At 55.8% G+C, this 23,669-nt stretch carries 24 protein-coding genes; 11 read left to right on the top strand and 13 right to left on the bottom strand.

Going from position 1 to position 23,669, the window contains the following annotated elements:
• Positions 1–5 precede the first annotated feature (5 nt).
• The gene (nrdR, locus tag AACZ64_RS08140) at positions 6–479 is read right to left on the bottom strand and encodes a transcriptional regulator NrdR (protein ID WP_293615112.1); all 474 of its coding nucleotides are present in this window, start codon (positions 477–479) and stop codon (positions 6–8) included.
• Between nrdR and AACZ64_RS08135 the strand changes: the two genes are divergently transcribed.
• Complete coding sequence (locus AACZ64_RS08135) at positions 478–654, top strand: hypothetical protein (protein ID WP_293615110.1); 177 nt, start codon at positions 478–480, stop codon at positions 652–654. The genes nrdR and AACZ64_RS08135 overlap by 2 nt on opposite strands.
• On the opposite strand, the gene glyA is transcribed toward AACZ64_RS08135, so the two are convergent.
• The 3 genes from glyA to AACZ64_RS08120 form a co-directional block, all read right to left on the bottom strand.
• Entirely contained in the window at positions 651–1,910 is a 1,260-nt protein-coding gene (gene glyA, locus AACZ64_RS08130; RefSeq protein WP_293615109.1) for a serine hydroxymethyltransferase, read from the bottom strand. The genes AACZ64_RS08135 and glyA overlap by 4 nt on opposite strands.
• Positions 1,911–2,050: 140 nt before the next feature.
• Positions 2,051–4,054 carry a hypothetical protein gene (locus AACZ64_RS08125; protein WP_293615108.1) on the bottom strand — a complete coding sequence of 668 codons (2,004 nt, stop codon included), beginning with the start codon at positions 4,052–4,054 and terminating at the stop codon, positions 2,051–2,053.
• Positions 4,055–4,535: 481 nt separating this feature from the next.
• Positions 4,536–7,982, bottom strand: a complete 3,447-nt coding sequence (locus AACZ64_RS08120; RefSeq protein ID WP_339639868.1) for a methylmalonyl-CoA mutase family protein — start codon at positions 7,980–7,982, stop codon at positions 4,536–4,538.
• Positions 7,983–8,188: 206 nt separating this feature from the next.
• Between AACZ64_RS08120 and AACZ64_RS08115 the strand changes: the two genes are divergently transcribed.
• The 5 genes from AACZ64_RS08115 (at position 8,189) to AACZ64_RS08095 (ending at position 10,840) form a co-directional block, all read left to right on the top strand.
• Positions 8,189–8,926 (top strand): FCD domain-containing protein, encoded by a 738-nt coding sequence (locus tag AACZ64_RS08115; protein WP_339639867.1) that lies wholly within the window; start codon positions 8,189–8,191, stop codon positions 8,924–8,926.
• A 201-nt stretch (positions 8,927–9,127) separates the two neighbouring features.
• A complete protein-coding gene (locus AACZ64_RS08110) occupies positions 9,128–9,547 on the top strand; it encodes a hypothetical protein (protein ID WP_339639866.1) in 420 nt (139 codons plus the stop codon).
• A gap of 118 nt (positions 9,548–9,665) precedes the next feature.
• On the top strand, positions 9,666–9,881 hold the full coding sequence (locus tag AACZ64_RS08105) for a DUF3185 family protein (protein ID WP_051921190.1): 216 nt from the start codon (positions 9,666–9,668) through the stop codon (positions 9,879–9,881).
• Positions 9,882–9,894: 13 nt separating this feature from the next.
• Positions 9,895–10,146 (top strand): GlsB/YeaQ/YmgE family stress response membrane protein, encoded by a 252-nt coding sequence (locus tag AACZ64_RS08100; protein WP_036859178.1) that lies wholly within the window; start codon positions 9,895–9,897, stop codon positions 10,144–10,146.
• A 208-nt stretch (positions 10,147–10,354) separates the two neighbouring features.
• The gene (locus AACZ64_RS08095) at positions 10,355–10,840 is read left to right on the top strand and encodes a hypothetical protein (protein ID WP_339639865.1); all 486 of its coding nucleotides are present in this window, start codon (positions 10,355–10,357) and stop codon (positions 10,838–10,840) included.
• A 127-nt stretch (positions 10,841–10,967) separates the two neighbouring features.
• Here AACZ64_RS08095 and AACZ64_RS08090 read toward each other — a convergent pair whose 3' ends face one another.
• Positions 10,968–11,789, bottom strand: a complete 822-nt coding sequence (locus AACZ64_RS08090; RefSeq protein WP_293615106.1) for a polyphosphate kinase — start codon at positions 11,787–11,789, stop codon at positions 10,968–10,970.
• A 442-nt stretch (positions 11,790–12,231) separates the two neighbouring features.
• On the opposite strand from AACZ64_RS08090, the gene AACZ64_RS08085 reads away from it, so the two are divergent.
• From AACZ64_RS08085 to AACZ64_RS08070, 4 genes are all read left to right on the top strand, one after another.
• Entirely contained in the window at positions 12,232–13,116 is an 885-nt protein-coding gene (locus tag AACZ64_RS08085; RefSeq protein WP_293615105.1) for a diguanylate cyclase, read from the top strand.
• Positions 13,117–13,352: 236 nt separating this feature from the next.
• The gene (gene ettA / locus AACZ64_RS08080; protein WP_339639864.1) at positions 13,353–15,017 is read left to right on the top strand and encodes an energy-dependent translational throttle protein EttA; all 1,665 of its coding nucleotides are present in this window, start codon (positions 13,353–13,355) and stop codon (positions 15,015–15,017) included.
• 202 nt (positions 15,018–15,219) lie between these two features.
• On the top strand, positions 15,220–15,795 hold the full coding sequence (locus AACZ64_RS08075) for a LemA family protein (RefSeq protein WP_293615103.1): 576 nt from the start codon (positions 15,220–15,222) through the stop codon (positions 15,793–15,795).
• 53 nt (positions 15,796–15,848) lie between these two features.
• A complete protein-coding gene (locus AACZ64_RS08070) occupies positions 15,849–16,814 on the top strand; it encodes a GIDE domain-containing protein (RefSeq protein ID WP_339639863.1) in 966 nt (321 codons plus the stop codon).
• A gap of 8 nt (positions 16,815–16,822) precedes the next feature.
• Here AACZ64_RS08070 and AACZ64_RS08065 read toward each other — a convergent pair whose 3' ends face one another.
• The 4 genes from AACZ64_RS08065 to AACZ64_RS08050 are packed head-to-tail and all read right to left on the bottom strand — an operon-like array spanning position 16,823 to position 18,674.
• On the bottom strand, positions 16,823–17,158 hold the full coding sequence (locus AACZ64_RS08065; RefSeq protein WP_293615100.1) for a cupin domain-containing protein: 336 nt from the start codon (positions 17,156–17,158) through the stop codon (positions 16,823–16,825).
• Entirely contained in the window at positions 17,158–17,541 is a 384-nt protein-coding gene (locus AACZ64_RS08060) for a DUF393 domain-containing protein (protein WP_293615099.1), read from the bottom strand. Before AACZ64_RS08060 ends, AACZ64_RS08065 begins: the two co-directional genes overlap by 1 nt.
• Positions 17,534–18,355: a hypothetical protein gene (locus AACZ64_RS08055; RefSeq protein ID WP_293615097.1), complete on the bottom strand. Its 822-nt coding sequence runs from the start codon at positions 18,353–18,355 to the stop codon at positions 17,534–17,536. Before AACZ64_RS08055 ends, AACZ64_RS08060 begins: the two co-directional genes overlap by 8 nt.
• 43 nt (positions 18,356–18,398) lie before the next feature.
• Positions 18,399–18,674 (bottom strand): DUF4404 family protein, encoded by a 276-nt coding sequence (locus AACZ64_RS08050; RefSeq protein ID WP_293615096.1) that lies wholly within the window; start codon positions 18,672–18,674, stop codon positions 18,399–18,401.
• A gap of 369 nt (positions 18,675–19,043) precedes the next feature.
• Between AACZ64_RS08050 and AACZ64_RS08045 the strand changes: the two genes are divergently transcribed.
• A complete protein-coding gene (locus AACZ64_RS08045) occupies positions 19,044–20,288 on the top strand; it encodes an ammonium transporter (protein ID WP_293615160.1) in 1,245 nt (414 codons plus the stop codon).
• 100 nt (positions 20,289–20,388) lie between these two features.
• On the opposite strand, the gene AACZ64_RS08040 is transcribed toward AACZ64_RS08045, so the two are convergent.
• From AACZ64_RS08040 to cobO, 4 genes are read right to left on the bottom strand one after another with little or no spacing between them, the layout of a single operon-like run.
• Positions 20,389–21,252, bottom strand: coding sequence for a cobalamin-binding protein (locus tag AACZ64_RS08040; protein WP_293615095.1), 864 nt, complete (start codon positions 21,250–21,252; stop codon positions 20,389–20,391).
• 1 nt (position 21,253) lies between these two features.
• The gene (locus AACZ64_RS08035) at positions 21,254–22,024 is read right to left on the bottom strand and encodes a heme ABC transporter ATP-binding protein (RefSeq protein WP_293615093.1); all 771 of its coding nucleotides are present in this window, start codon (positions 22,022–22,024) and stop codon (positions 21,254–21,256) included.
• A gap of 4 nt (positions 22,025–22,028) precedes the next feature.
• Positions 22,029–23,018, bottom strand: a complete 990-nt coding sequence (locus tag AACZ64_RS08030) for an iron chelate uptake ABC transporter family permease subunit (RefSeq protein WP_293615159.1) — start codon at positions 23,016–23,018, stop codon at positions 22,029–22,031.
• 50 nt (positions 23,019–23,068) lie between these two features.
• Positions 23,069–23,662 (bottom strand): cob(I)yrinic acid a,c-diamide adenosyltransferase, encoded by a 594-nt coding sequence (gene cobO / locus AACZ64_RS08025; protein WP_293615092.1) that lies wholly within the window; start codon positions 23,660–23,662, stop codon positions 23,069–23,071.
• Positions 23,663–23,669 lie beyond the last annotated feature (7 nt).

Genomic DNA, 23,669 nt, shown 5'->3' with positions numbered 1-23,669 from the left:
CGGTTTCAGGCACCTTTAATATCAGGCAGGTTTTTTTCCAGCCGATCCAGTTCTGCACGAAACTCATTCAGATCCTGAAAGCTGCGATAGACCGAGGCGAATCTGACATAGGCCACTTCATCGAGCTCGCGCAACTGTTCCATCACCTGCTCGCCAATCATTCGGGACGTCACCTCACGCTCCCCGGTAGCGCGGATCTGATGCTGAATATGGGAAATGGCTGCTTCAATACGTTCAATGCTCACGGGCCTTTTTTCCAGCGCACGCAACAACCCCGCCCTCAGCTTGTCCTCGTCAAACAGCTCGCGCACGTCATCACGCTTGATGACTCTTGGCATAAGCAGTTCTGCCACCTCATAGGTGGTAAAGCGCTCCTTGCAGGAGAGGCACTCGCGCCGACGTCGTACCTGATCGCCTTCGGCAACCAGCCGGGAATCAATCACCTTGGTGTCGTCGGCGCTACAAAAAGGACAGTGCATGGGCTTTGCCAATGAATTCGAACAGGCGCAAATGGTACCACATCTTGTCATTGCCACCCGCTCTGTAAAACCGGCCACAGGGACAAAACGACACCTTCCATCAGAACCTAATCAGAAACAAAAAGCCCCGCTTGAGCAGGGCTTTTCTGACCATCTGGTCGCGGCGGTCATTTAGCCATAGACGGGGAATCTGGCGCAGATCTCCAGCACCTTTTCCTTCACCTGTGGAATTACCTGCTCAGCGGTACCATTCTCCAGGCTGTCCAGCACATCACAGATCCAGTGGGTGAGCTGGATACTCTCCGTCTCGGCAAACCCACGGGTAGTAATTGCCGGCGTACCAATCCGCAGCCCCGAGGTGATAAACGGTGAGCGGGGGTCATTGGGTACGGCATTCTTGTTGACGGTGATGAAGGCCCGGCCAAGGGCCTCGTCGGCATCCTTACCGGTATAGTCCTTACCGATCAGATCCACCAGCATCAGGTGATTTTCAGTGCCTTTGGAGACAATCCGAATACCGCGCTCCATAAAGGCACCAGCCATGGCCTTGGCATTTTTCACCACCTGCTGCTGGTAAGTGCGAAAATCCTCGGTCATCGCTTCCTTGAAAGATACCGCCTTGGCAGCAATCACATGGCACAGGGGACCACCCTGGCCACCGGGAAATACCGCCGAATTAATTTTTTTCGCCAACTCTTCGCTATTGGTCAGAATGATACCGCCGCGAGGGCCCCGCAGGGTTTTATGGGTGGTCGACGTTACCACATCGGCATAGGGAATCGGGCTGGGATAAACGCCTGCGGCCACCAAACCTGCCACGTGGGCCATATCGACCAGCAGGTAGGCACCCACCTTGTCTGCGATCTCACGAAATTTAGCCCAATCCAGTATCCCTGAATAAGCAGAGAAGCCGGCCACAATCATTTTTGGTTTGTGTTCCAGCGCCAGTGTCTCGACCTGCTGATAGTCCAGCAGACCGGTTTCCGGATCGAGTCCATACTGGACAGCATGGTAAATCTTGCCCGAGAAATTCGGTTTGGCACCATGGGTGAGATGCCCACCGGCATCCAGGCTCATACCAAGGATGGTATCACCCGGCATGCATAGCGCCTGATAGACCGCGCTGTTGGCCTGAGAACCGGAATGGGGCTGGACATTGGCATAGCCGGCACCAAATAGTACCTTGACCCGCTCAATGGCCAACTCCTCGGTCTGATCAACAAACTCACAACCACCGTAGTAGCGCTTGTGGGGGTAGCCCTCCGCGTATTTGTTGGTGAGCTTGGTGCCCTGAGCAGCCATGACTGCTGGGCTGGTGTAATTCTCGGAAGCAATCAGCTCGAGGTGTTCTTCCTGACGCTGCTCTTCGTGTTGAATGGCAGCCCAGATTTCGGGGTCAAAGCTGGCAATGCTGATATCTTTATCGAACATGGATCTCACACTGGTGGCTGGGGAAAAAGAGCGTGAATTGTACACAAATCCACCAGCGAATCCCAAGCTAAATGCAATGCGTTGGACGCTATTGACTCACCGGTAAGATATCACCTTACCCAGCGGCCAGCCCTTAACCATCAAGTTATGCGGTCAGAAGCCCAGCTTGAAAAAGCCATTTCTTTGACATTTTGCAATTCTTCCTCTGCCACACCCCAGACAGCATTGGATGTGAGTGGATCATCGTGAAAAATATACAGCCGGGAGGCCAGCTGATTGAAGGGTAGCGAAGACTCACCATAGCGCTCCCCATTGTCCTGAGTTGAAACCTTGATGCCATTGCCCCAGTTTTGCCCACTGTCATTGTTCGGGTTATAGAAATAAACCCGCATTTCTCCCGACTGATCGAGCGCCACACGCAGAATGGTAATGGCATGCCAGCCCACAAACCTCGCTGAGCTGTCGGTCACTGCCAAACCTGCCGGCTGGGGGTGAATCACTAACTGGTTGCCATTGTTGAGCGGATGATAACAGGCAAAGAAATTGCGCAGAAAACCATCGTAGTCGTGCAGCTTACCGGTGGCCACGTCGACAGCAATATTAAAACCACGACCCACCCACCAGCCGTGAAACTCCGGATTGATCCAACGGTGCGGATCCTCACCGCGGTCGGCGCAGAGGCGCCCCATCTGGAGATAAATACGATCAAGATGTGGCACCAGCAAATTGGAAACCGGGTCGCTGTCAATTGGCACCGCTCGCGTCAGGTCCACTGGCAACACTGCGGAATTGATGGGCGCGCCCTCAAAGTGCATCAACATGCCATCAAAATGGCCAACCTGATCAATCAGATGCAGCAGGTAGTCGGGGGCATTGAATGACCACATGGAAATCGCACGCACCGACTGGCAGGTGGGATTGTTGCCCTGCCCGAGCCCCAGGGGCTGCCCGAGTACAGAAATGGTCCCGGCCAGCAAGAAGACGCGTGCCGGCAGCGCGTGACCAAAGGCCGCACTGATCGCAGCGTTGGCATTCTCGGAAAGATCGAGCGATATCTGCCGCCAAAGACCGGGGCCAATCGGCGGAATGAAGAGGACGCCGCGCTCCAGCAACATGGCCAGTCCGTAAACCGCCTGGGCGGTTTCAGGGTAGATGGCTTCTTCAATCAGCTGATAGACCAGCTTGCTGTAACATTGCAGTGAATCCAGCCCGGTATTGCTCAGACCCAGCGCATCGGGAATCAACTCAACCCGTTCATTTTCCAGCAGCCAGCGCAAAAACGCCGCATGGTAATCGGAGACCAGCCCCACATCATGCATGGCCCGGGCAAACCCGCGGGCTTCCTGTTGCAGGGCATTGAAATCCATGGCGGCAAGATATTCCCGATAGTGGGGTATTCCAAAATCGCCCAGGCTGGTCTTGGTGGGGCCGTACAATGCCGAAATCAGCCGGTCTGCCCCAAGGCGGGCATCGCCGAGACTGTAATCGCCATTGGCCAGTGTAATCGCGATCTGGGTGATCATGGCCTTGACATGACTGACCTGGATCGGCCGCTGGCCGAGAACGCGCCAGATTTCATCGGTCAGATTACCCAGAATATTCTCGTAGCCAACGTGCTCCACCAGAAAACGCAGCAGCGTATTAACTATCTGCGTCATACCGGGCTCGCTCTGCCTCTCTGCCTCAGACACACCGGCAGAAAACACTTTGCTCAGGTTATGTGCCAGTACCTGAGAAAGAAAATGGTGCGCCTGCTCTGCTGAAAACCCGGCCCGGACATAGCTGCCATTCGCCACTGATAGCGCCCGCAACTGACTGAGACATTCAATCATAATCGTCTGTTGGTCACCCAGCTCAAGAGTATTAGCCACCAGACTGGCCAGCAACGTTTTAGGGTCTTGCCAGTCGGAGCCCCAAAATACCCCGGCGCAATCGAGCCTGGGGGCCCAGAAATAGAGTCGCTCAATGCCTCCCGGCTGCACCATCAATCGACGACAGAGCTCCAACACTTCAGACGTCGCCGCAAGTTTGTCAACATCCCGACTGCACTCCAACCGGCCAACCGCCTGCTCCAGGGAGTTTTCGATCACGTCTGTCAGCTCAGCTGGGCTGACAGAGTCTGTTTCCGGATAAACCTCAGACATAAAAATCCAGTTATTCCTGATACTTCAGCAAATCGGGCAGCGTGGGGCTCCATACCGAAGATATACCAGCCGCCAGTGCGTACTGAATGCCAAACGATTGGTAGCCTTGTCTTCCTGCTGGACCTGCACCCCTGAAATCCAAAATAAGCATGCTGCTGCGTCCCTTCCGAAAAAGGCAATTGACTCACCACTTGGCGAAGAGATTATACCCCGAAACACCCGGCATGAATTTTGACATCCATCCCCTCTGTCGGGGAAATACCGCGATCCTCCTCCGTGGTGTGCGAGCCAAACAACAGCCTCCTGTCCTGGTAGGCATTGAAGCCACAGGCCCGCTTCGGCAATACATACCCACGGCACCAACAGCATTGATGGGATCAGTTTGGCCCATTGCGGGGTTAAAGATCAAATAAGTGACTTTTTGGGAATAACCATAGTGACATTTCATTGGTCGCAATTCTGCGAGATCAGGTCACCACCCTCACATATTTCGCCGATACAACCCGCCAACACGATACAGGGCCATGCTCATTTGTCCGAGTGAGCAGCATTTGGCGGTCTCCATCAGACAGCTGAAGGAGTTCTCCCGCTGCAGAACTACCCGCTGCAACTTCCCCAGAGCGGCTGGGGATTGTCCGCTGTGCAGTGTCTGGTAGGCCTTCAGATTATCCACCTGCTGCTGCTTTTCGGCATCGTCGGAGCGGGCCAGTTCGCGGCCCTCAATGGTTTCCTCTGTACCGGCTTCCGGCAAATAGGTATTGACCCCAATCAACGGCAGAGAGCCGTCGTGTTTGCGGTGTTCATAATAAAGGCTCTCTTCCTGAATCTTGCCGCGCTGGTACATAGTATCCATGGCACCCAATACGCCACCGCGCTCGGAGATTTTTTCAAATTCGCTGTAGACAGCCTCCTCGACCAGATCTGTCAGCTGATCAATAATAAATGAGCCCTGCCAGGGGTTTTCGCAGATATTAAGGCCAAACTCCCGGTTGATGATCAATTGAATCGCCACCGCTCGGCGCACGGATTCGGTGGTGGGCGTGGTGATGGCCTCGTCGTAGGCGTTGGTGTGCAGGCTGTTGGTGTTGTCGAAAATCGCGTAAAGCGCCTGCAACGTGGTGCGAATATCGTTGAAACTCATTTCCTGGGCGTGCAGGCTGCGACCTGACGTCTGGATGTGATACTTCAACATCTGGCTGCGCGGGCTGGCACCGTAACGGGCCTTCATGGCTCGCGCCCAGATGCGCCGCGCCACCCGGCCCATCACCGTGTATTCCGGGTCCATACCGTTGGAAAAGAAGAAGCTGAAATTCGGCACAAAGTCATCCACCTTCATACCCCGGGACAGGTAGTACTCCACCAGGGTAAATCCGTTGGACAGGGTAAACGCCAACTGGGAGATCGGGTTGGCCCCCGCCTCGGCAATGTGATACCCACTCACCGACACGCTGTAATAATTGCGAACATTGTGTTCGATGAAAAAAGCCTGCATGTCGCCCATCATGGTCAGGGCAAAACTGGTGGAAAAAATACAGGTATTCTGGGCCTGATCCTCCTTGAGAATATCAGCCTGCACGGTGCCGCGCACTGACGCCAGGGTTTCGGTACGGATACGCTCGTAAGTCTCGGTATCCACCAGTTGATCGCCGGTAATGCCCAACAGTGCCAACCCCAGGCCATCGTGACCCTCCGGCAATTGACCCGCATACTGTGGACGCGGTTCATCGCCAAACCAGGCATCGATTGTCTGCTGCGCCTCATCCCAGAGATTGTTGTCTTTCAGGTATTTTTCCACCTGCTGATCGATGGCGGTATTCATGAAGAACGCCAGAATGATCGGTGCCGGGCCGTTGATGGTCATGGACACCGAAGTGGAGGGCGAACAGAGATCAAAACCGGAATAGAGTTTTTTCATGTCGTCCAGGGTCGCCACCGACACACCGGAATTGCCCACCTTGCCCCAGATATCCGGGCGGGGATCCGGATCGGCACCATAGAGTGTTACGGAATCAAAGGCAGTGGACAGTCGGGTGGCGGATTGTCCACGGGACAGGTAGTGAAAACGCCGGTTGGTGCGCTCCGGGGTGCCCTCACCGGCAAACATCCGGGTGGGGTCCTCCCCGGCGCGACGATAGGGAAACACCCCCGCCGTATAGGGATAGCTGCCGGGCAGGTTTTCTGACAACAGAAAGGCCAGCAGTTCGCCCCAATTTTTGTACTGGGGCGCTGCAATTTTGGGAATCTTCAGATGGCTGAGGGATTCCACATAGTTGTCGCCACTGATATCCCGGCCGCGCACCTGATAACAATAGTGTTCGTCTTCCACGCCGCTCTTGCGAGCGGGCCATTCCTGCAACAGCCGGATCGACTCGCCATTCAGCTCACCGATGGCATCCTGATAACCCCGTCGCAGGGCACACAGCGTCTTGTCCGCCTCGCCGTCACTAATGGCCGCCGCCGAGTAGAGCCCCAGCGGCTCAGGTAACAGCGGATCGCCCAGGGATGCCAATACCTGATAATGCTGAAACGCACTGGCCGCAAGCTCTGCCTGGTGGTTATTGTCCACCTTGATCTGGCGGCCACTCTCACTGATTTCCGCCAGGTAGCGCACCCGACTGCCAGGGATCAGCGCCACGGACCGCGATGCAATATCGCCATCAACGGCGGGCGGCACCCAGAGATTTTCATCCAGGGCCTTCTTTTCCACCAGCAGGCGACACAGGTGATAAAAGGCACTGTTCAGACCGGGGTCGTTGAACTGGCTGGCAATGGTCGGGTATACCGGAATCTGCTCCGCAGTCACGGCAAAGGCATTGTGATTGCGCTGCCACTGTTTGCGAATATCCCGCAAGGCATCCTCAGCACCGCGCTTGTCGTACTTGTTGAGAATCACCATGTCGGCGTAATCGATCATGTCGATCTTTTCCAGCTGGCTCGCCGCGCCGTAGTCGCTGGTCATGATATAGAGAGAGAAATCCACCAGATCGACAATCTCGGAATCACTCTGGCCGATACCGGCGGTCTCCACCAGCACCAGATCGTAGCCGAGGGATTTCAGGAACAGGGTGACATCGCCGAGCATCTCACTGGTGGCCAGGTGCTGGCGACGGGTCGCCATGGAGCGCATATAAATCTGTGGTGAGGACAGGCTGTTCATCCGAATACGATCGCCGAGCAGTGCACCCCCGGTGCGGCGGCGGGTCGGATCCACCGCCAGCACGGCGATGCGCATGCCGGGGCGCTGCAACAGAAAACGGCTCAGCAGCTCATCCACGGTACTGCTTTTACCCGCACCACCGGTACCCGTGACACCCACCACCGGGGTTTTGCCGGCGGCCAGTTGCCAGGTCTTCTTCAGTCGCGCCAATTCAGGGGGGGCAATGGCGTCCTCTTCGATAGCAGAGATCATCTGCGCCACCGCAACATCATCATCCAGCGATGGTTGTTTGGGGTAAGAGGAGGGACGACGGCGAGCCTGATGGGCTCGGGCCACCAGATCATCAATCATGCCGGTCAGGCCCAGCTTCATCCCGTCAGCAGGGTGATAGATACGGTTAACACCTTCAGCTTCGAGCTGGGCAATCTCGTCTTGCGTTATAGTGCCGCCACCCCCACCAAACACCTGAATGTGTGAGGCATTATTGTCGCGCAACAATTCCAGTATGTAACGGAAATACTCCATGTGGCCGCCCTGATAGGAGCTGATGGCAATGGCGTCGGCATCCTCCTGAATCGCCGCCCGCACCACCTCGTCGACACTGCGATTATGGCCGAGATGCACCACCTCGACACCGCCGCCCTGAATCAACCGGCGCATCACATTGATGGCGGCATCGTGACCATCAAACAGCGAAGTGGCCGTCACAATCCGCAGCGGCGTGGTCTCGACCTCCGGGCGCGCAGGGTTATCACACATTGCTTCTGTCACAGTCACCTCCTTTACAAGACCGGATACGCAGAACCGGGGTAGCACCCTCTGCCCGTCAGGTTCACAGCCTTTTAATCATAGGTATTCAGTACCAAACATCAGCCGAATGAATCGATGCTGACATATTGTCCGACAATATGTCAATTTAGAAAATTCTGCTATCCTTCTGCCACTATTAACAGACCGTCGGCAACGGATCATTCATCATGGCTCAACCCGTCAACTTTGGCCCCCTGGCACATCAACCTGCCTACCGACTGGTCAGTGAGAAAATCCGCCACGCCATTATTTCCGGCGATATTGAGGCGGGAGAACTGCTCCCCACCGAAACCGATCTGGCCGAACAATTCGGCGTCACCCGCTCCACCGTGAGGGAAGCGATCCGACTGCTGGAGCACGTCGGCATTCTGGGGCGCGCAGACCGCAAGCGGCTGGTAGTGACGAGACCCGGTACCGAGGCCATCGGTCGCTCCGTCAGCGCCGCCATGCTGATGCATCGGGTGACCTTCGAAGAACTGTGGCAGGTGGCCATGGGGCTGGAACCCCTGGCGGGCAAACTGGCGTGCCTGTCTGCCACCCAAGAAGAAAAACAGTTGCTGGCGGACAACCTGGCGCGCACCGCACAGGTGATGGACGACCACGACGTCCTGCTGGAAGTGGAAATCGAATTTCACAACCTGGTGGCCGAAGCCACCCACAACAGCGCCCTGCTGCTGGCCCGCGCACCCCTCAACGAACTGTTCTACCCCGCCTGGGGTGCCGTGATTCGCGCCCTGTCACCGGGTGAACGTATCCTGGTAGCCCATCAACATGTCTACGATGCCATCTGCGCGGGTGATCAGGAAAAAGCAGAAGAGTGGATGGAAAAACATATGCGCGACTTCCGCCGGGGCATCGAACTCGGCAATCTGGGATTCGATAAACCGGTACGGGGCCAGGTATAACCGACCCAAAGCTGACCGACACCCTGCCCCAAATGGTGATGCGAACTGTGAATTCTCTTCCGGCAAAAAATACCGGCCATTGGCTGTCTATCTATAATTATTGATACCAACACTGGATCGCGACCTCCAACCACTATACTGTCAGGGCGAGGTTGCAGCCTGACTTGGCATTGACAGCCTATAGCGCTAGGGGAGAGTAAAATGTTTTTATCGTTATTGGGCATCACATTTGCGGTTTCACTGGTTGTGTGTTTCGTCGTTTCAAAATTATTTGCAAGGCCTATCAAAGGGATACTTGAGCGAATAGTTGCCAACGATATCGCCTATGCCTGGACTACCTATCTGAAATTTGCCGTCTATGTGGTAGGTATCTCCGGCGGTGTTCGCATTCACTACCTTGAGAACTTCCTGCGAGAGCCAACGGAACATTTCACCCCACCTGCGTTGACCTCTGATCGCTGGGTGCTGGAGATCTACCGAACCATTATCGAGTCATTGCAATCCATTGCATGGATGCTGCTCATATTTTTTGTATTCGCCTTAATTGCCTATGTCATCGTTCGTGTATTCGGGCAACGTTCAAAAGCTCAGGGCTCTACCGATGATCAAACTGAACTATAACCAGTATGACTTTGTGTGTTCGGCACCGGGCACTAAAAAGCAGCAACTGTTCCGTGCCGGTTACTGAAGCGTTAGCGTTTTCACGACCAACATTTCATTCAACAGTGAGGTATTTAATATGGCAATGGGATCAGCAAGCACAATAAAAATAATCGGCCTTATCCTTCTGGTTGTGGGCGCCGGGCTGGCACTCTGGGGGTATCAACTGTCGGAGTCCATCGGCTCGGAAATAACCCAGGCCGTTACAGGATCGGAGACGGATAAGGTCATGACGCTCTACATTGCTGGTGCTGCCAGTTTTGTGGTTGGTCTATACCTTTTCATTAAAAATTAATACAGGAGGCAACATGGATATCATCAGCTTAATCATCTTCTTAGCCGTTGGCGCACTGGCCGGTTGGCTTGCTGGCAACATCGTAAAGGGAAGTGGATTTGGCGTCGTAGCCAACATTATTGTGGGAATTATCGGTGCCGTACTGGGTGGATTTTTGTTCGGTTTGCTCGGTATAACCACTGGCGGCTTATTAGGCTCGATTATTATGGCCACCATTGGCGCTGTTATTTTGTTATATATTGTCAGCATCATTAAGAAAGCCTGACTGGTTCTAACACCTGACAACAGGATGGAAAAACAGATTTCCGTTGATGTCGCTGACAGCATCCAGCAAAATCGACCGAGGAATATCACAAAAGGAGGTCATTCCGATGGCAAGGCAACCCGCCAAAATTAAAATCAGGAAGTAATCATCCAGCTGACTATTCGAGCCTGTGTAACCAGGTTCGAATTCCCAACGTGAGAACATAACCATGGACTGGAGCACACTTCTTCTCGGGGCGCTCATTGGTGGCCTGATCAGTTACGCTGTCGACAAACTCCTGACATTTATCGAAAACCAGACGTTCATCCAGCTCGCTTACAAGGGTGAATTCTATTCATACCGCTATTCCACCACAGATGCCGATAAACTTGTTTCCCACAAGTGGAAAATTGCACGAAAACTAAACGGCTCCATCGGCGTGACAATCGAAGAGCTCAATCATGAAAACCCCTTCAAATATAAAGGTGCTATCAGGGTAAAAGACCGGTTTATTTATGTACATCTGCGCGGGCTAAACCACTCCGAAGAAATGTTCTATATCTTTTCGGAACCCATGGACAAGAAAATTACCGCGATTCAGGGTGTACTGGTAGCCATCTCCATGGATGGCAAGCCCTGGTCGGGCAACGAAATTCTGGTCAAAGAACCCATCTCCCCACAAAAAGCCGGAAAGTTACTGGCTGAACGCACGTAGGCTGCCAAGAAAAATACCGCCTCTTTTCAGCCTTTGCGTATCTGGACAATAATCGCTTTACTCGCCCCTCTCGATATTTTTGGCATCAGATTCTGGCAAACAGGCTGAAAGCACCGATTGCGGATGGTTACGAATCCTTTAACTCCCGGCGCAACATTTCCAGCGCTTCCTGCATCAGTTCCGGCTCCAACAACGGCACTGAAATGTCGACCCCCCTGGCCAGCACCTCGGTCACCACTTTCAGGGCCTCGACACGGGCAAACCATTTTCGATTGCCGGGAATCAGGTGCCAGGGGGCGAAATCCGTCGAGGTTTTATCCAACATTTCCTGAAATGCCTGTTGGTAGTCATCCCAGTGATGCCAGTTACGAATATCTTCGCTGGTAATTTTCCACTGCTTGCGTGGATTGCGCAGGCGTTCTTCAAAACGTCGCATTTGCTCAGTTTTGCTAATCACCGGCAACAGTTTGACAACCGGCACCCCATCGTCGTGAAGCATCCGCTCAAAATCATTGATTTCGGCATAGGCTCGTTGCCAGGCGGATTTACTGCAATAGCCCTCGATACGCTCCACCAGCACCCGACCGTACCAGGAGCGATCGAAGATCGCAATGGAACCCGACGAAGGCAGTCGCTGCCAGAAGCGTTGCAGATAGTGCTGTCGAAGCTCCTCCTCACTGGGGGCGCCGACCGGCCAGACCTGCACGCCCCGCACATCCAGTGGTTGCGTGAGTCGACGGATAATACCGCCCTTGCCGGCACAGTCTGCCCCCTCAAGCACAATCACCGCACGTCGGCCCTGGGTATAATAGGCCAGCTGGATTTGCAGCATTTTTTCCTGCAACTTGCCCAGCAGGTGTTTGTATTCGTCCTTGTCCCTGAGCGCCCGATCCGGGTCAATATCACTGAGCTGGACGCCATCCCCCACAGGGTCAATCGACGCCCTCATCGGTCTGTGCCTTTTGATTTTATGGTCATGGCGGGTTTCACCTGTAGTCGGCTTTGAATTTACTGGCGGTATGCCTCATACCGTAACCAGACCCTTGCTGACGTCTGACGCTCGACAGTTTGCACGACGACGCCAGGCTCGATTACAGGCATCGGTTTATTCCTGCCAGCCGGCGCGCACCGGCATTCTATGTTCTTTGTAGTCGAAACCGGCAGGCCAGGCAATGGCCAATGGCTCTGCCCCTGAATTTTCTGTCCCTGAACATCCAAATTTTCCAGCCATGTCCCGGCAATCGCCGGACTTCAATAACTGGAAAACATGGCGCACCTTGGTCTACAGTAGACGGGGCGGCCCCGCAACAGCAGTTTCGAAGGCCGCCGGATTGCCGTCCGCGCAGGTTGGTCGGGCTGCCTGAACCATCAAACACTGGACGAGTCCCATCATGCCCCCTTTTACTACGCAGGAATTGCAGTCGGCCATCGCGGAACTGGATCAGGCGATTTTCAGCCACGAACAATGGTACAAAAGCCTGCTGCGCATCCTCATTTCAAGGGTGCCGGCGGAACCGGCCGACCTGAGGCCGGATGCGCACCAGCATTGTCGCTTTGGGCAGTGGTATGGAAACGTCTCCACAGCTCTACTCCGAGATCATCCTGCCTTTATCTCACTCGGCGATGCCCACGAAAAAATGCACGTCTATGCGCGCACCCTGCTCCAGCTTGTCTCGGATAACAAACCCGTTACCACCGGTCAGCTGGATCAATTCGAAAATGCCCTGGACAAAATGCGACTGGAGATCCAGTCGTTGCGACACGAGCTGTCAGAAGTTATCCAGAGCCAGGACCCCCTCACCGGGGCGCAAAACAGAGCCAGCCTGTTACCCTGGCTTCGCGAACAACAGGCGCTGAGCCAGAGACGAGGGCAGCACTGCGCACTGGCGATGCTGGATTTGGATCACTTCAAGCAGGTCAATGACAAGCACGGTCATCTCGCCGGCGACAGGGTGCTCATCTCAACCGTGCAATGCCTGCAGGCCATTCTCCGGCCATACGACCGGATATACCGCTATGGAGGAGAGGAGTTCCTGCTTTGCATGCCCGGCACAACGCCGGAGGAAGCGCGGGAAGTGGCCGAGCGGATGTGTCATGCCGTTGCCGCCCAGCGAATCCAGCCCAACGGCTCCGATCACATTCTGCAGGTAACAGCGTCACTGGGTGTGGCCATGCTCGACCCATCCCGGTCCGTTGAAGCGTCCATTGAGGCTGCGGACAACGCAATGTACAGGGGGAAAAAGTTTGGGCGCAATCGTGTGGTGACAGAGTATTGAGTATTTTCTCCAGCAGACAGTGGCTCTCACAGACCGTATTGCCATTTGCCGCCCCAGCATGAACCCGGCGGGGTGCTTCTGACCCGTTTCAGTTTCCGCTACAATCCACGCACTTGATATGGCCTGTTCGCTGATTCTCCACAGGAGAGACAAACGGCTCCGTCCCTGCCGGGTATAACACCCCGATCGGCACTGACAGGCACCACTCTTTTAACAAAAACTCAGGCAAGCATTCCATGGCCCAATATGTATACACCATGAACCGGGTGGGCAAGGTCGTTCCGCCCAAACGCCAGATCCTCAAGGGTATCTCCCTGTCCTTTTTTCCGGGCGCCAAGATCGGCGTACTCGGCCTTAATGGTTCAGGCAAATCCACCCTGCTGAAAATCATGGCCGGACTCGACACCGACATTCAGGGGGAAGCGCGCCCGATGCCCGGTATCAAGGTGGGCTACCTGCCACAGGAGCCGCAACTGGACCCCGCCAAGGATGTGCGCGGCAACGTGGAAGACGGTGTACGGGAAGCGGTGGACGCTCTGAACGCACTGGACGAACTGTACGCCGCCTATGCCGAACCGGATGCGGATTTCGACAAGCTGGCCAAACGCCAGGGCGAGCTGGAAAACATTATCGAGACCTGGGACGCCCATAATCTGAACCACACTCTGGAAGTGGCTGCCGACGCCCTGCGCCTGCCGCCCTGGGATGCCGATGTCAGCAAGCTGTCCGGCGGTGAAAAACGCCGGGTGGCCCTGTGTCGCCTGCTGCTGTCAAAGCCCGATATGCTACTGCTGGATGAGCCCACCAACCACTTGGATGCCGAATCGGTATTCTGGCTGGAAAAATTTCTCGAGGAATTTTCCGGCACGGTGGTGGCTGTGACCCATGACCGCTACTTCCTCGACAATGTGGCGGGCTGGATTCTGGAGCTGGACCGCGGCCACGGCATTCCCTACGAAGGCAATTACACCACCTGGCTGGAGGCCAAGGAAAAACGGCTGGAAACTGAACAGAAGCAGGAGGACGCCCGCCAGCGCACCATCAAGAATGAGTTGGAATGGGTGAGACAGAACCCGAAAGGCCGCCATGCCAAGAACAAGGCCCGTTTATCCCGCTTCGAGGAGATGAGCTCCCAGGAATTCCAGACACGCAACGAAACCAACGAGATCTATATTCCGCCGGGGCCCCGACTCGGCGACAAGGTCATCGAGCTGGAAAATGTCTGCAAGCGTTTTGGCGACCAACTGCTGATCGACAACCTGACCCTCAGTATTCCGAAGGGCGCAATTGTGGGTATCGTCGGTGGCAATGGTGCCGGTAAATCCACTCTGTTCCGGATGATCGCTGGCACAGAGCAACCCGACAGCGGCTCCATCACACTGGGCGATACAGTGAACCTTGCCTTTGTGGAACAGAGCCGGGAAAACCTGGATGACAAAAAAACCGTCTGGGAGGCCATTTCCGACGGGCAGGACATCCTGCAGATCGGCAATTATCAGGTGCCTTCGCGGGCCTATCTGGGCCGCTTCAATTTTAAGGGTAGCGACCAGCAAAAGCGGGTCGGCGAACTGTCCGGCGGGGAGCGCGGCCGTCTGCATCTGGCGGATACCCTGAAACAGGGTGCCAACGTGCTGCTGCTCGATGAGCCTTCAAATGACCTCGATATCGAAACCCTGCGGGCTCTGGAGGAGGCGATTCAGAACTTTCCCGGCTGCGTGCTGGTGATCTCTCACGATCGCTGGTTCCTCGACCGGGTAGCCACACATATTCTGGCCTACGAAGGCGACAGCGAAGTGGTGTTCTTCGAGGGCGACTACACCGAATACCACGAGGATCTTATCAAGCGCAAAGGCCAGGATGCCCAACCCAGACGACTGAAATACAAGCGCCTGAAAACCTGACCCCGCCCCATACAATTTGCAGGGCTTCACACCAATACCGGGTGTGCAGCTCTGCAACCCTCTACTGCGATAATTTCAGATGCCCGCTTACCGGCATCGCGAATCATCACAGATGTTTTGCTCAGGTTTTGTTGCCGCCAATGGCCAAAGCCCCTATTCTCAAAGCCTTCCGCTACAGACCCTTTTAAAACAGGTGAATGTCATGGGTATATTCAGTTTTATTGTGCTCGGCTTGCTGATACTGGGCATCGGCTACGGCATCGTCATCTACAACAATCTGGTAGCCCTGAAGCATCGGGTCGCCCAAGCCTGGTCAAATATCGATGTGTTACTGAAACAGCGCTTCGAGGAATTGCCGAAGTTGGTGGAAACCTGCAAGCAGTACATGCAATACGAGCAGACCACACTGGAGCAGGTCATCAGCGCTCGCAACCAGGTAGCCACGGCGGCGCAGGATGGTGACATGCAGGCGCTGGGTATTGCCGAAACAGCCCTGCGCAGGGGACTGGGCCAGCTGTTTGCACTGGCAGAAAACTATCCGGAACTGAAGGCCAATGATTCATTCCGTCATCTGCAGCTGCGGATCTCAGATCTGGAAAACGCTATTGCCGACCGCCGCGAGCTCTACAACGAAGTAGTAAACCAGAACAATATCCGCATCGAACAGTTCCCGGACAGGCTGGTAGCCGGTTTCTTCAAGTTTGGCCCACACGACCTGCTGCGATTCAGCGAAGCCCAGATTGCCGATGTGGACATCAAGGGACTGTTCCATTCGTGATGTGGCGGCCCACTATCCCCCGCAATGCCTTGCTGGTGCCAGGCTGATACCGCGTGGCCAATAACAGCCTGTTTTGTGCCGAATGCGTGGCAAACCTCTCCACTGGGGAATTTGCCCTCTGGTTAACACTGGCCGTTGCTATTTCGTTGTTCTGTTTGTGGAAAAGCTATCGCCTGCTGAAACGCGCCCGACTGGTGGAAGACATGCCCACCTCAAAAATTCGCTCCGCCAGTCAGGGTTACACGGAGCTGATTGGCGTGGCCACCCGACAGGGCCATCCGCAATTGGCACCATTGAGTAGTACCCTGTGTCTTTGGTGGCGCTACACCATCGAGAAATATCAGCGTACCGGCAGATCCAGCCGCTGGAGTACCGTTGAGAAGCGCGCCTCGAGTCGACCTTTTTATCTGCAGGACACCACCGGTATTTGCCAGGTAGATCCGGCTGGTGGCGATATCAGCACCCGACACCGCCAGGTCTGGTATGGCAATACCCGCCGCCCGATTGGCATCCCAAAACCCGCGCAGCTCAATAACGGCTTTTTCAGTCTCAATCGTGTGATTTCATTTGGCAGCCGATATCGCTACACAGAATATCTGATTATGGAGGGCGACCCACTTTATACGCTGGGGCATTTCACGACGGATAGTACGGGCCAGAGAACATTGTCGGCAGATCAGCTGGCCGGTGATATCCTGAGAAACTGGAAGACGGATTTTCCGGCATTGTTGACGAAATTTGATCACAACCGTGATGGAGAACTTGACCTGAGAGAATGGCAACTCGTTCGGGAAGCCGCTCTGGGAAAAGCGCGCGAGCAACAGGCGGCGGTGGCAGGCGCACCACCCGATCATTTGTTGAGCCAGCCGGAACACAGCGGCCTGCCCTTTATCGTCAGCAGTGCGGAACAGACCCACCTGAGCAGAGGTTTTCGCCGGGGGGCGCTAGCCTACGCAGCGGGATTTCTGTTGGCGGGAACGCTGGCTACCTGGCTGATGACCAGCCGTTTAATCGGTTAACTCAGACTCTAATAAAATATAGCCAGCCAGATCGTTTCGGTATCGGGATCGGTCCAGGCAACACGGTGTTTGCGGTGTGCCGGAATGGCGGCAAAATCACCCACTTCCATGTCCATTCGGTCACCATTTTCGAACTCCAGCACACCTTTCCCCTGAATAATCACCACCAGTTCATTTTCCGGTTGGTCATACCAGAAACCCTCCGGGGAACTCTGCCCCCTGGACACAATCCGCTGGATGCGAGTGAAGTCGGTAACAATCACGTCCTCAAACAGCTCACCCAGTGTCAACACCGGAATGTTCGAAAACAGGTTACCGACCATCACCTCGCTGTTGGTAGCCATCAAAGCCTCCCGTCACGTATCAACCGGCGGCGAACCCACCAGCGATAAAGTTTGCTCAGGATCGGGCGCACCAATGGCAACCCGATCAGCCAACCGAGAGGCTTCAATAGCGGAATCCTCGCCATCAGCAACCGGTAAGCATCTATCTCTGAAAAGATATTGCCCTCTCCATCCTGCACATGCAACTCGGTGAGGGCTTTTCGAGGATCAATACCCGCCTCCCGCAATCGAGCTTCTGCACCCGTGATATCCACCCAGCAGACGTCGTCTCGCTCGCCGGCCAGCTTTTCATAAGTGCGCCGGTCTCTTACGCAGATGGGGCAGGCACCTTCGTAGAATACCGTGAGTCTCTCCGAGGGAGATCTGGCGGCCCGGTCAACCATCCGCAGCTACCGATTGACTGGATTCCATGTCCAGGGAACTCATTGATCTGACCCAGGGCTCAACGCCGGGATACTGTCTGGCGATGGCCCGCCAGGCCTCCCTCGCCTTGGCCGGACTCTCAAAAGTACCCCAGACCAGCAGTTGCCAGTGCTGTTTCTCACTGTAGGACTGAAACTGCTGTATCCCCAGATCACCGAGGTGATGTCGCTCAACAAATAGTGGGATCTGGGAGGGATCCTTGAAGGCCGCCAACTGCAGGGTGTACGCCGGTTTTTTGGCATCAATGGACAAGTCACCTCCGATATCGTCGCCCAGCGCATAAGCGACCGGTTCTGCGACAGAGGATTGGGGCAGCGGAATGGACTTAGGCGTTGGTGCAGGTGAGGTCTCTCTTGCCACGACTGAGGGCACCGGCTCGGGGACACGGGGCGGCCGCTCCCTCAGGTTACGCTCTGCCAGTGTCGAAGACGCCGACTCGGGGATCACCGGCGTGCTGTCAAGCCCCGGTAGCTGATTTCGCCAGTGCTGACTGGGAGGATGGACAACCTGCAGGTTGTGCCGCCGGTCCCGCTCGGAAGACGGGCTGATGCCCTGTCCATCGGAAACTGTCGCATCCCCTACTGCCGCCACTGTTGATGTGGCAACCGCCCGACCGTTCCTGATTTCGCGCATATCACAGGACCAGTCATCACTTTGTCTGGCACCACTACAGACCCAGCCAATGTAGTTATCGCTGTCTTCATTTGTATCGGAGCCGGCACAGCCGGCAATCAGCGCGCCGACTACAATCAGACTAAAGACTCTGCTCTCCATTTCCCAATAGACTCCATCAACCCGGACCGCTAGAGCCTCAGAGCTAGATACCCATTTTCCCGAGTGAATCCAGCAGTTGACGCACGACGCCTGCCAGGCGGGGGTGGTCCAGATCAAATTCACCGGCTTTTCGCTCAAGTTGCTCCCGCAGCGATTCATGGTGAGGCTCTTTTTCGAGATCCCCTTGGGCAATGCGTATCATGTCAGACATTAGATGTCCCAGCATATCCCGGTCTTCAGGATCCAGCGTCTTTGCCTTTTCCAGCTCGTTGTGCAGCGTGGTCAGCTGGTCACGCAAGTCATCATTTTCATTGGACATGGTCATTACTCCTCCGGACACAGAACCGCGCCGGTTCTTGTGAGTTTCTGGTTTCTATCAATCCTGAATCAAGTCCTTGTCGTCGGCAAGCAAACATATGGATATCCGCTCTATACAGAGACCAAAAAATTTCAAGCACCATAATAGCGCCAAATCGACTTTTCTGGCACAGCATTTGCGAAACCCTATCTGAACGCCTTATTAAAGGCTAAAAAAACAAAAAATCGCTCTATTCTGATGCATTCGCACCGGTATGAGCCAAAATATTGCACACTTATAGTGCAATACTGTGAGGGATTAATTATGTTCAGGTCTGTAAGACACCGCACCACCCTGTATGCACTGTTATTAGGCTTGCTTGCACCGACTATGGGTCACACAGAGACCGTTAATGGTGCAAATACAGCATGGATTCTGACCGCCACTGCGCTGGTGCTGTTCATGACAATTCCCGGTCTGTCGCTTTTTTACGCGGGGCTGGTCAGGGCAAAAAATGTGCTGTCGGTATTAATGCAGTGCTTTGCCATTACCTGTGCGGCCTCACTGATATGGTTGATTTGCGGCTATAGCCTGGCTTTCGGTGATGGCGGTTCAATGAACGCCTGGATTGGCAACCTGCAAAACGTGATGCTGGCCGGTGTAACGAAGGATAGTTTGGCCGGGGATATTCCCGAGACTGTATTCTTCATGTTCCAGATGACTTTCGCCATTATCACCCCGGCGCTAATTGTCGGCGGTTTTGCCGAGCGTATGCGTTTTTCGGCAGTCATGCTGTTCAGCTGCTTCTGGCTATTGGTGGTCTATGTGCCGATCACCCACTGGGTGTGGGGCGGTGGCTGGCTGGCTGAAATGGGTCTGCTGGATTTTGCCGGTGGCACGGTGGTACATATTACCGCAGGGGTCGCCGCGCTGGTGACGGCGATCGTGCTGGGACGCCGCCGTGGCTTCCAGCAACAGCCGATGATGCCACACAACCTGACCATGACGGTTACCGGGGCGGGGATGCTCTGGGTTGGCTGGTTTGGCTTTAATGGCGGTTCGGCCTTGGCCGCCAATGGTGACGCGGGCATGGCCATCCTGGTAACTCACATCTCCGCCGCCACCGGTTCACTGGCCTGGATGATGATGGAGTGGATTAAACACGGCAAGCCTTCGGTACTGGGTATCGTTACAGGTATGGTGGCGGGTCTCGGCACCATCACCCCGGCATCGGGCTTTGTCGGCCCCGGGGGTGCAGTGCTGATCGGCTTCAGCGCCGGCATCATCTGCTATTTTGCAACCCAGGCACTCAAACTGCGCTTCCGGATTGACGACTCACTCGACGTCTTCCCGGTACACGGCATCGGCGGGATCCTCGGCACTTTGCTAGCCGGAATATTCATCTCCGCCGATCTCGGCGTCTTCAGCGGTCAGGGCTATGCCGAGGGCATGGCGATGGATTCCCAACTGAAAGTCCAGTTTATCGGAGTACTCAGTACGCTTGTCTATACTGCCGTACTGACTTTTGCATTGTTGAAACTGGTTAACCTGATGGTTGGTCTGAGAGTAGACGACGAGCAGGAAACCCAGGGGCTGGATATCTCCCAGCACGATGAGAGGGGTTACGATATCTGAGTAGTTTCCTATTGGTTTTCCAGTCGAGGAAAACAGCAAAAAAAAGCCGCCCACGGGCGGCTTTTTTCCGGGTGCAATATTGCTGCGGTCCGGCGTTGTGTCACCGGGCGCGGTCGATGGCCTCGCACAATTGCCGGGCACCCTTGACGATACGCGGGGTATGGCGGTGCAAAAGATAGGGGTCCACACCGTAGATATGCCCCCCCGCTACAGCGCGCAGCTGTGGCCACTGACGCCAGTAATCAAACGCTGTCTCGGCTTCCGTGTACTGTCCCACCACAATCACTTCCGGATCGGCTGCCAGAACTGATTCCACGCCCAGTCTTGGCACCAGCCCTGCGGTATCGGCAAACGCATTGCGCCCGCCGCACAGGGCCATCACATCCGAGACCAGGTGGCTGCCACCGAAGGTCATCAGCGGCGACTGCCATATCTGGTAATACACCGTCACCGGGCGCGACTGACCGTACTCATCACCCAGTGCTTTCATGGCCCGGCGAAACTGGCCAACCACAGGCTCGGCGGCCTCTTCGCGACCCAACAGCTTGCCGATATTCAACACAGTGCGGGGAATATCGTCCAGGTGGCGGGGCTTGTTGACATAGACATTAAGTCCCAGGGATTTGAGCCGGTTGATCATGCTCTCCCCATTGCCGCTCAGCCATACCAACACCAGATCCGGCTGATATTGCAGCAGGGCCTCATAATTGATTTTATTGTTGGAGCCAATCACCGGCAGGGCTTTTGCCGCTGCGGGGAAATCGCTCCAGGCCACGGTAGCGGTCATCTGGTCCCCACCACCCACGGCATACACCAGCTCGGTCAGGTGCGGCGCCATGGTGATCACCCGTTGGGCCGGGCCCTCGAGCACAAGCTGTTCACCGATATCATCCTGAACACGGATTTCTGCAGACACCGCAGCTCCACACAGTGCCAACAACAGTGCAAGCAGGGTTCGTGGCATCTCAGGCAATCACCAGTGGCGTGCCCGTCAACGGGTTGATACCGATGGACACATCCACATTGAAGACCTGCTTGATCGTCATGGCTGTGAGTACCTGTTGCGGCGAACCGCAGGCGGCAATCCGCCCACAGCTCAATACCAGCAACTGGTCGGCACAGCGAGCTGCCATATTCAGATCGTGAATCACCACCAGTACGCCAACCCCCTGGGCGGCAAAGCTGCGCATATTGGCAATGGTCAGTTGCTGGTGTGCGAGATCAAAAGAGGAGGTGGGCTCGTCGAGTATCAGCACCCGGGCATGGTCGGCCACCGGCTCCCAGATCTGGGCCAGTACCCGAGCCAGCTGAACGCGTTGTTTTTCACCGCCGGACATGTGGGTATAAAAGCGTTTGTCCAGATAACTGCCATCCACAGCCGCCAGGGCTGCATCGACAATGGCGGTATCGCGGACCAGTCCGGTGGCGTGGGGAATGCGGCCCATCATCACCACCTCCCGGGCGGTAAAGGGAAAATCGAGCCTCGAACTCTGCGGTAGCACGGCCATGACGCTGGCCAGTTGTGTTGGCGACCAGTCCCCCAGTGGCTGGCCACTCAGCGCAATATTGCCCGCCGTGGGCCGCTGTTCGCCAGTCAGCAGGCGCAACAGGCTGGTTTTACCGGCCCCATTGGGACCAATAATGGCCGTGACCTTGCCCGGTTCCACGCGTAAATCGATATCCCGCAGCAGCGAAAACCCGGCGATGGAAAATGACAGACCCTGTGCTTCCAGCATCGCGCTAACTCACCAGATCCCGGCGCTGCCGGAGCAACAGGGCAACGAAGAATGGTGCCCCCAGCAGGGCCGTGATCACCCCGGTGGGCAATTCAGCTGGCGACATCAGGGTCCGGGCCCCGGTATCCGCCAGCAACAGCAACACCGCCCCCAACAGGGCAGAACCGGGAATCAGGTAACGGTGATCGGGCCCGATCAGCAACCGCACCAGATGGGGCACAATCAGCCCCACAAAAGCGACCACACCCGACACCGCCACCGCCACACCAACCCCGAGTGCCGTCAGTACGATCAATCGCCGTTTCAGCTGCTCGACGCCAATCCCCAGATGGCGGGCCTCGGATTCTCCCAGCAACATGGCATTCAGAGCGCGACCTTCGCGCGGCAGGACCAATACCAGCGGTATCACCACCGCGGCAATCACCATCACACGGTGCCAACTGGCACTGTCCAAGTTGCCCATTTGCCAGAGACTGATGCGACGCAGCATTTCATTGTCGGCGAAAAAACTGAACAGGCTGGTTACCGCCCCCGCCAGTGCCGTAATGGCAATTCCGGCCAGCAACATGGTGGATACGGAGGTGCCGGTTACCGAGGTTGCCAGCCGGTAAACGACGGCTGTGGCAGCCATACCGCCAAGAAAGGCACCGATCGCAATGGCTGGCAGCCCCAACCCGGAACCCAGGAAGCCAAAACCACCGAAGAAAATTACACAACTGGCGCCTACCGAGGCGCCACTGGAAACGCCGATCAGGGAGGGATCGGCCAGTGGATTGCGAAACAGACCCTGCATCACGGCACCACAACTGGCCAGGCAGGCGCCGACCAGAGCCGCCAGCAATACCCGTGGCAGACGGATCAGTTCCAGCACGCGGCCGTCCATATCCTGATCAGCAGACCAGAGCGTCAGCAGTTTTACCGGGGCAATCTGTACCGGACCCACGAGCAAGCCAAGCAATACAGCCAGCACCAGCAAAACCAGGGCAACCACCATAAAGGCCCGCGGGGGAAGACGATGCAACGCGCAGCTCCTCGGTCGGCCCGTCAGAAGTCCACACCGCGTCGCGCCATAATACCGGCGCGATAGGCGTGCTTGACATCCCGTATCTCCGAGACGGTATCCGCCAGCGCCTGCAGCCCGGCCCCGCCACCGCGGCCGGTTACCACCACACTCTGGCTGAACGGTCGGTTGCGCAATGCATCCAGCACTTCGGCCTCATCGAGATACTGAAAACTGAGCATGTAGGTCAGCTCATCCAGCACCACCAGATGGAAACTTTCATCCGCCAGCATTCGCTTGGCCACCAGCCAGGTGCGAAGGGCGGCCTCCATATCACCCTGGCGATCCTGGGTGTTCCAGGTAAAACCGGTGCCCATCTGGTAGAAGTCCACTTCCGGGCACTTTTCCTGCAGGTAAAGCTCTTCCCCCGAGAGTTGCTCGCCCTTGATGAATTGCACCACGCCCACCTTGTAGTGATAGCCCAACGCCCGCATCACCATGCCAAAGGCAGAGCTGGATTTACCCTTGCCATCACCTGTGAGCAAAACCATCACACCGCGCTCCTGGTCTGCGGCCGCTATACCGGCGTCCACTTTTTCCTTGAGCTTCTGCATCTTCTGCTGGTGTTTGTCTGTCATTGCATGT

Source organism: uncultured Porticoccus sp. (assembly GCF_963975625.1).
Taxonomy (GTDB): domain Bacteria; phylum Pseudomonadota; class Gammaproteobacteria; order Pseudomonadales; family Porticoccaceae; genus Porticoccus.
This window is presented reverse-complemented; position numbering and strand designations above follow the sequence as displayed.

Bases quoted from the DNA above. Each gene is read 5' to 3' on its own strand.
- glyA (WP_293615109.1), bottom strand. From the start codon at position 1,910: ATGTTCGATAAAGATATCAGCATTGCCAGCTTTGACCCCGAAATCTGG.
- AACZ64_RS08030 (WP_293615159.1), bottom strand. From the start codon at position 23,018: ATGGTGGTTGCCCTGGTTTTGCTGGTGCTGGCTGTATTGCTTGGCTTG.
- AACZ64_RS08035 (WP_293615093.1), bottom strand. From the start codon at position 22,024: ATGCTGGAAGCACAGGGTCTGTCATTTTCCATCGCCGGGTTTTCGCTG.
- AACZ64_RS08045 (WP_293615160.1), top strand. From the start codon at position 19,044: ATGGGTCACACAGAGACCGTTAATGGTGCAAATACAGCATGGATTCTG.
- AACZ64_RS08135 (WP_293615110.1), top strand. From the start codon at position 478: ATGGGCTTTGCCAATGAATTCGAACAGGCGCAAATGGTACCACATCTT.
- AACZ64_RS08085 (WP_293615105.1), top strand. From the start codon at position 12,232: ATGCCCCCTTTTACTACGCAGGAATTGCAGTCGGCCATCGCGGAACTG.
- AACZ64_RS08050 (WP_293615096.1), bottom strand. From the start codon at position 18,674: ATGTCCAATGAAAATGATGACTTGCGTGACCAGCTGACCACGCTGCAC.
- AACZ64_RS08110 (WP_339639866.1), top strand. From the start codon at position 9,128: ATGTTTTTATCGTTATTGGGCATCACATTTGCGGTTTCACTGGTTGTG.
- ettA (WP_339639864.1), top strand. From the start codon at position 13,353: ATGGCCCAATATGTATACACCATGAACCGGGTGGGCAAGGTCGTTCCG.
- AACZ64_RS08060 (WP_293615099.1), bottom strand. From the start codon at position 17,541: ATGGTTGACCGGGCCGCCAGATCTCCCTCGGAGAGACTCACGGTATTC.
- AACZ64_RS08095 (WP_339639865.1), top strand. From the start codon at position 10,355: ATGGACTGGAGCACACTTCTTCTCGGGGCGCTCATTGGTGGCCTGATC.
- AACZ64_RS08100 (WP_036859178.1), top strand. From the start codon at position 9,895: ATGGATATCATCAGCTTAATCATCTTCTTAGCCGTTGGCGCACTGGCC.
- AACZ64_RS08065 (WP_293615100.1), bottom strand. From the start codon at position 17,158: ATGGCTACCAACAGCGAGGTGATGGTCGGTAACCTGTTTTCGAACATT.
- AACZ64_RS08075 (WP_293615103.1), top strand. From the start codon at position 15,220: ATGGGTATATTCAGTTTTATTGTGCTCGGCTTGCTGATACTGGGCATC.
- AACZ64_RS08115 (WP_339639867.1), top strand. From the start codon at position 8,189: ATGGCTCAACCCGTCAACTTTGGCCCCCTGGCACATCAACCTGCCTAC.
- AACZ64_RS08090 (WP_293615106.1), bottom strand. From the start codon at position 11,789: ATGAGGGCGTCGATTGACCCTGTGGGGGATGGCGTCCAGCTCAGTGAT.
- AACZ64_RS08125 (WP_293615108.1), bottom strand. From the start codon at position 4,054: ATGTCTGAGGTTTATCCGGAAACAGACTCTGTCAGCCCAGCTGAGCTG.
- cobO (WP_293615092.1), bottom strand. From the start codon at position 23,662: ATGACAGACAAACACCAGCAGAAGATGCAGAAGCTCAAGGAAAAAGTG.
- AACZ64_RS08105 (WP_051921190.1), top strand. From the start codon at position 9,666: ATGGCAATGGGATCAGCAAGCACAATAAAAATAATCGGCCTTATCCTT.
- AACZ64_RS08040 (WP_293615095.1), bottom strand. From the start codon at position 21,252: ATGCCACGAACCCTGCTTGCACTGTTGTTGGCACTGTGTGGAGCTGCG.
- AACZ64_RS08055 (WP_293615097.1), bottom strand. From the start codon at position 18,355: ATGGAGAGCAGAGTCTTTAGTCTGATTGTAGTCGGCGCGCTGATTGCC.
- nrdR (WP_293615112.1), bottom strand. From the start codon at position 479: ATGCACTGTCCTTTTTGTAGCGCCGACGACACCAAGGTGATTGATTCC.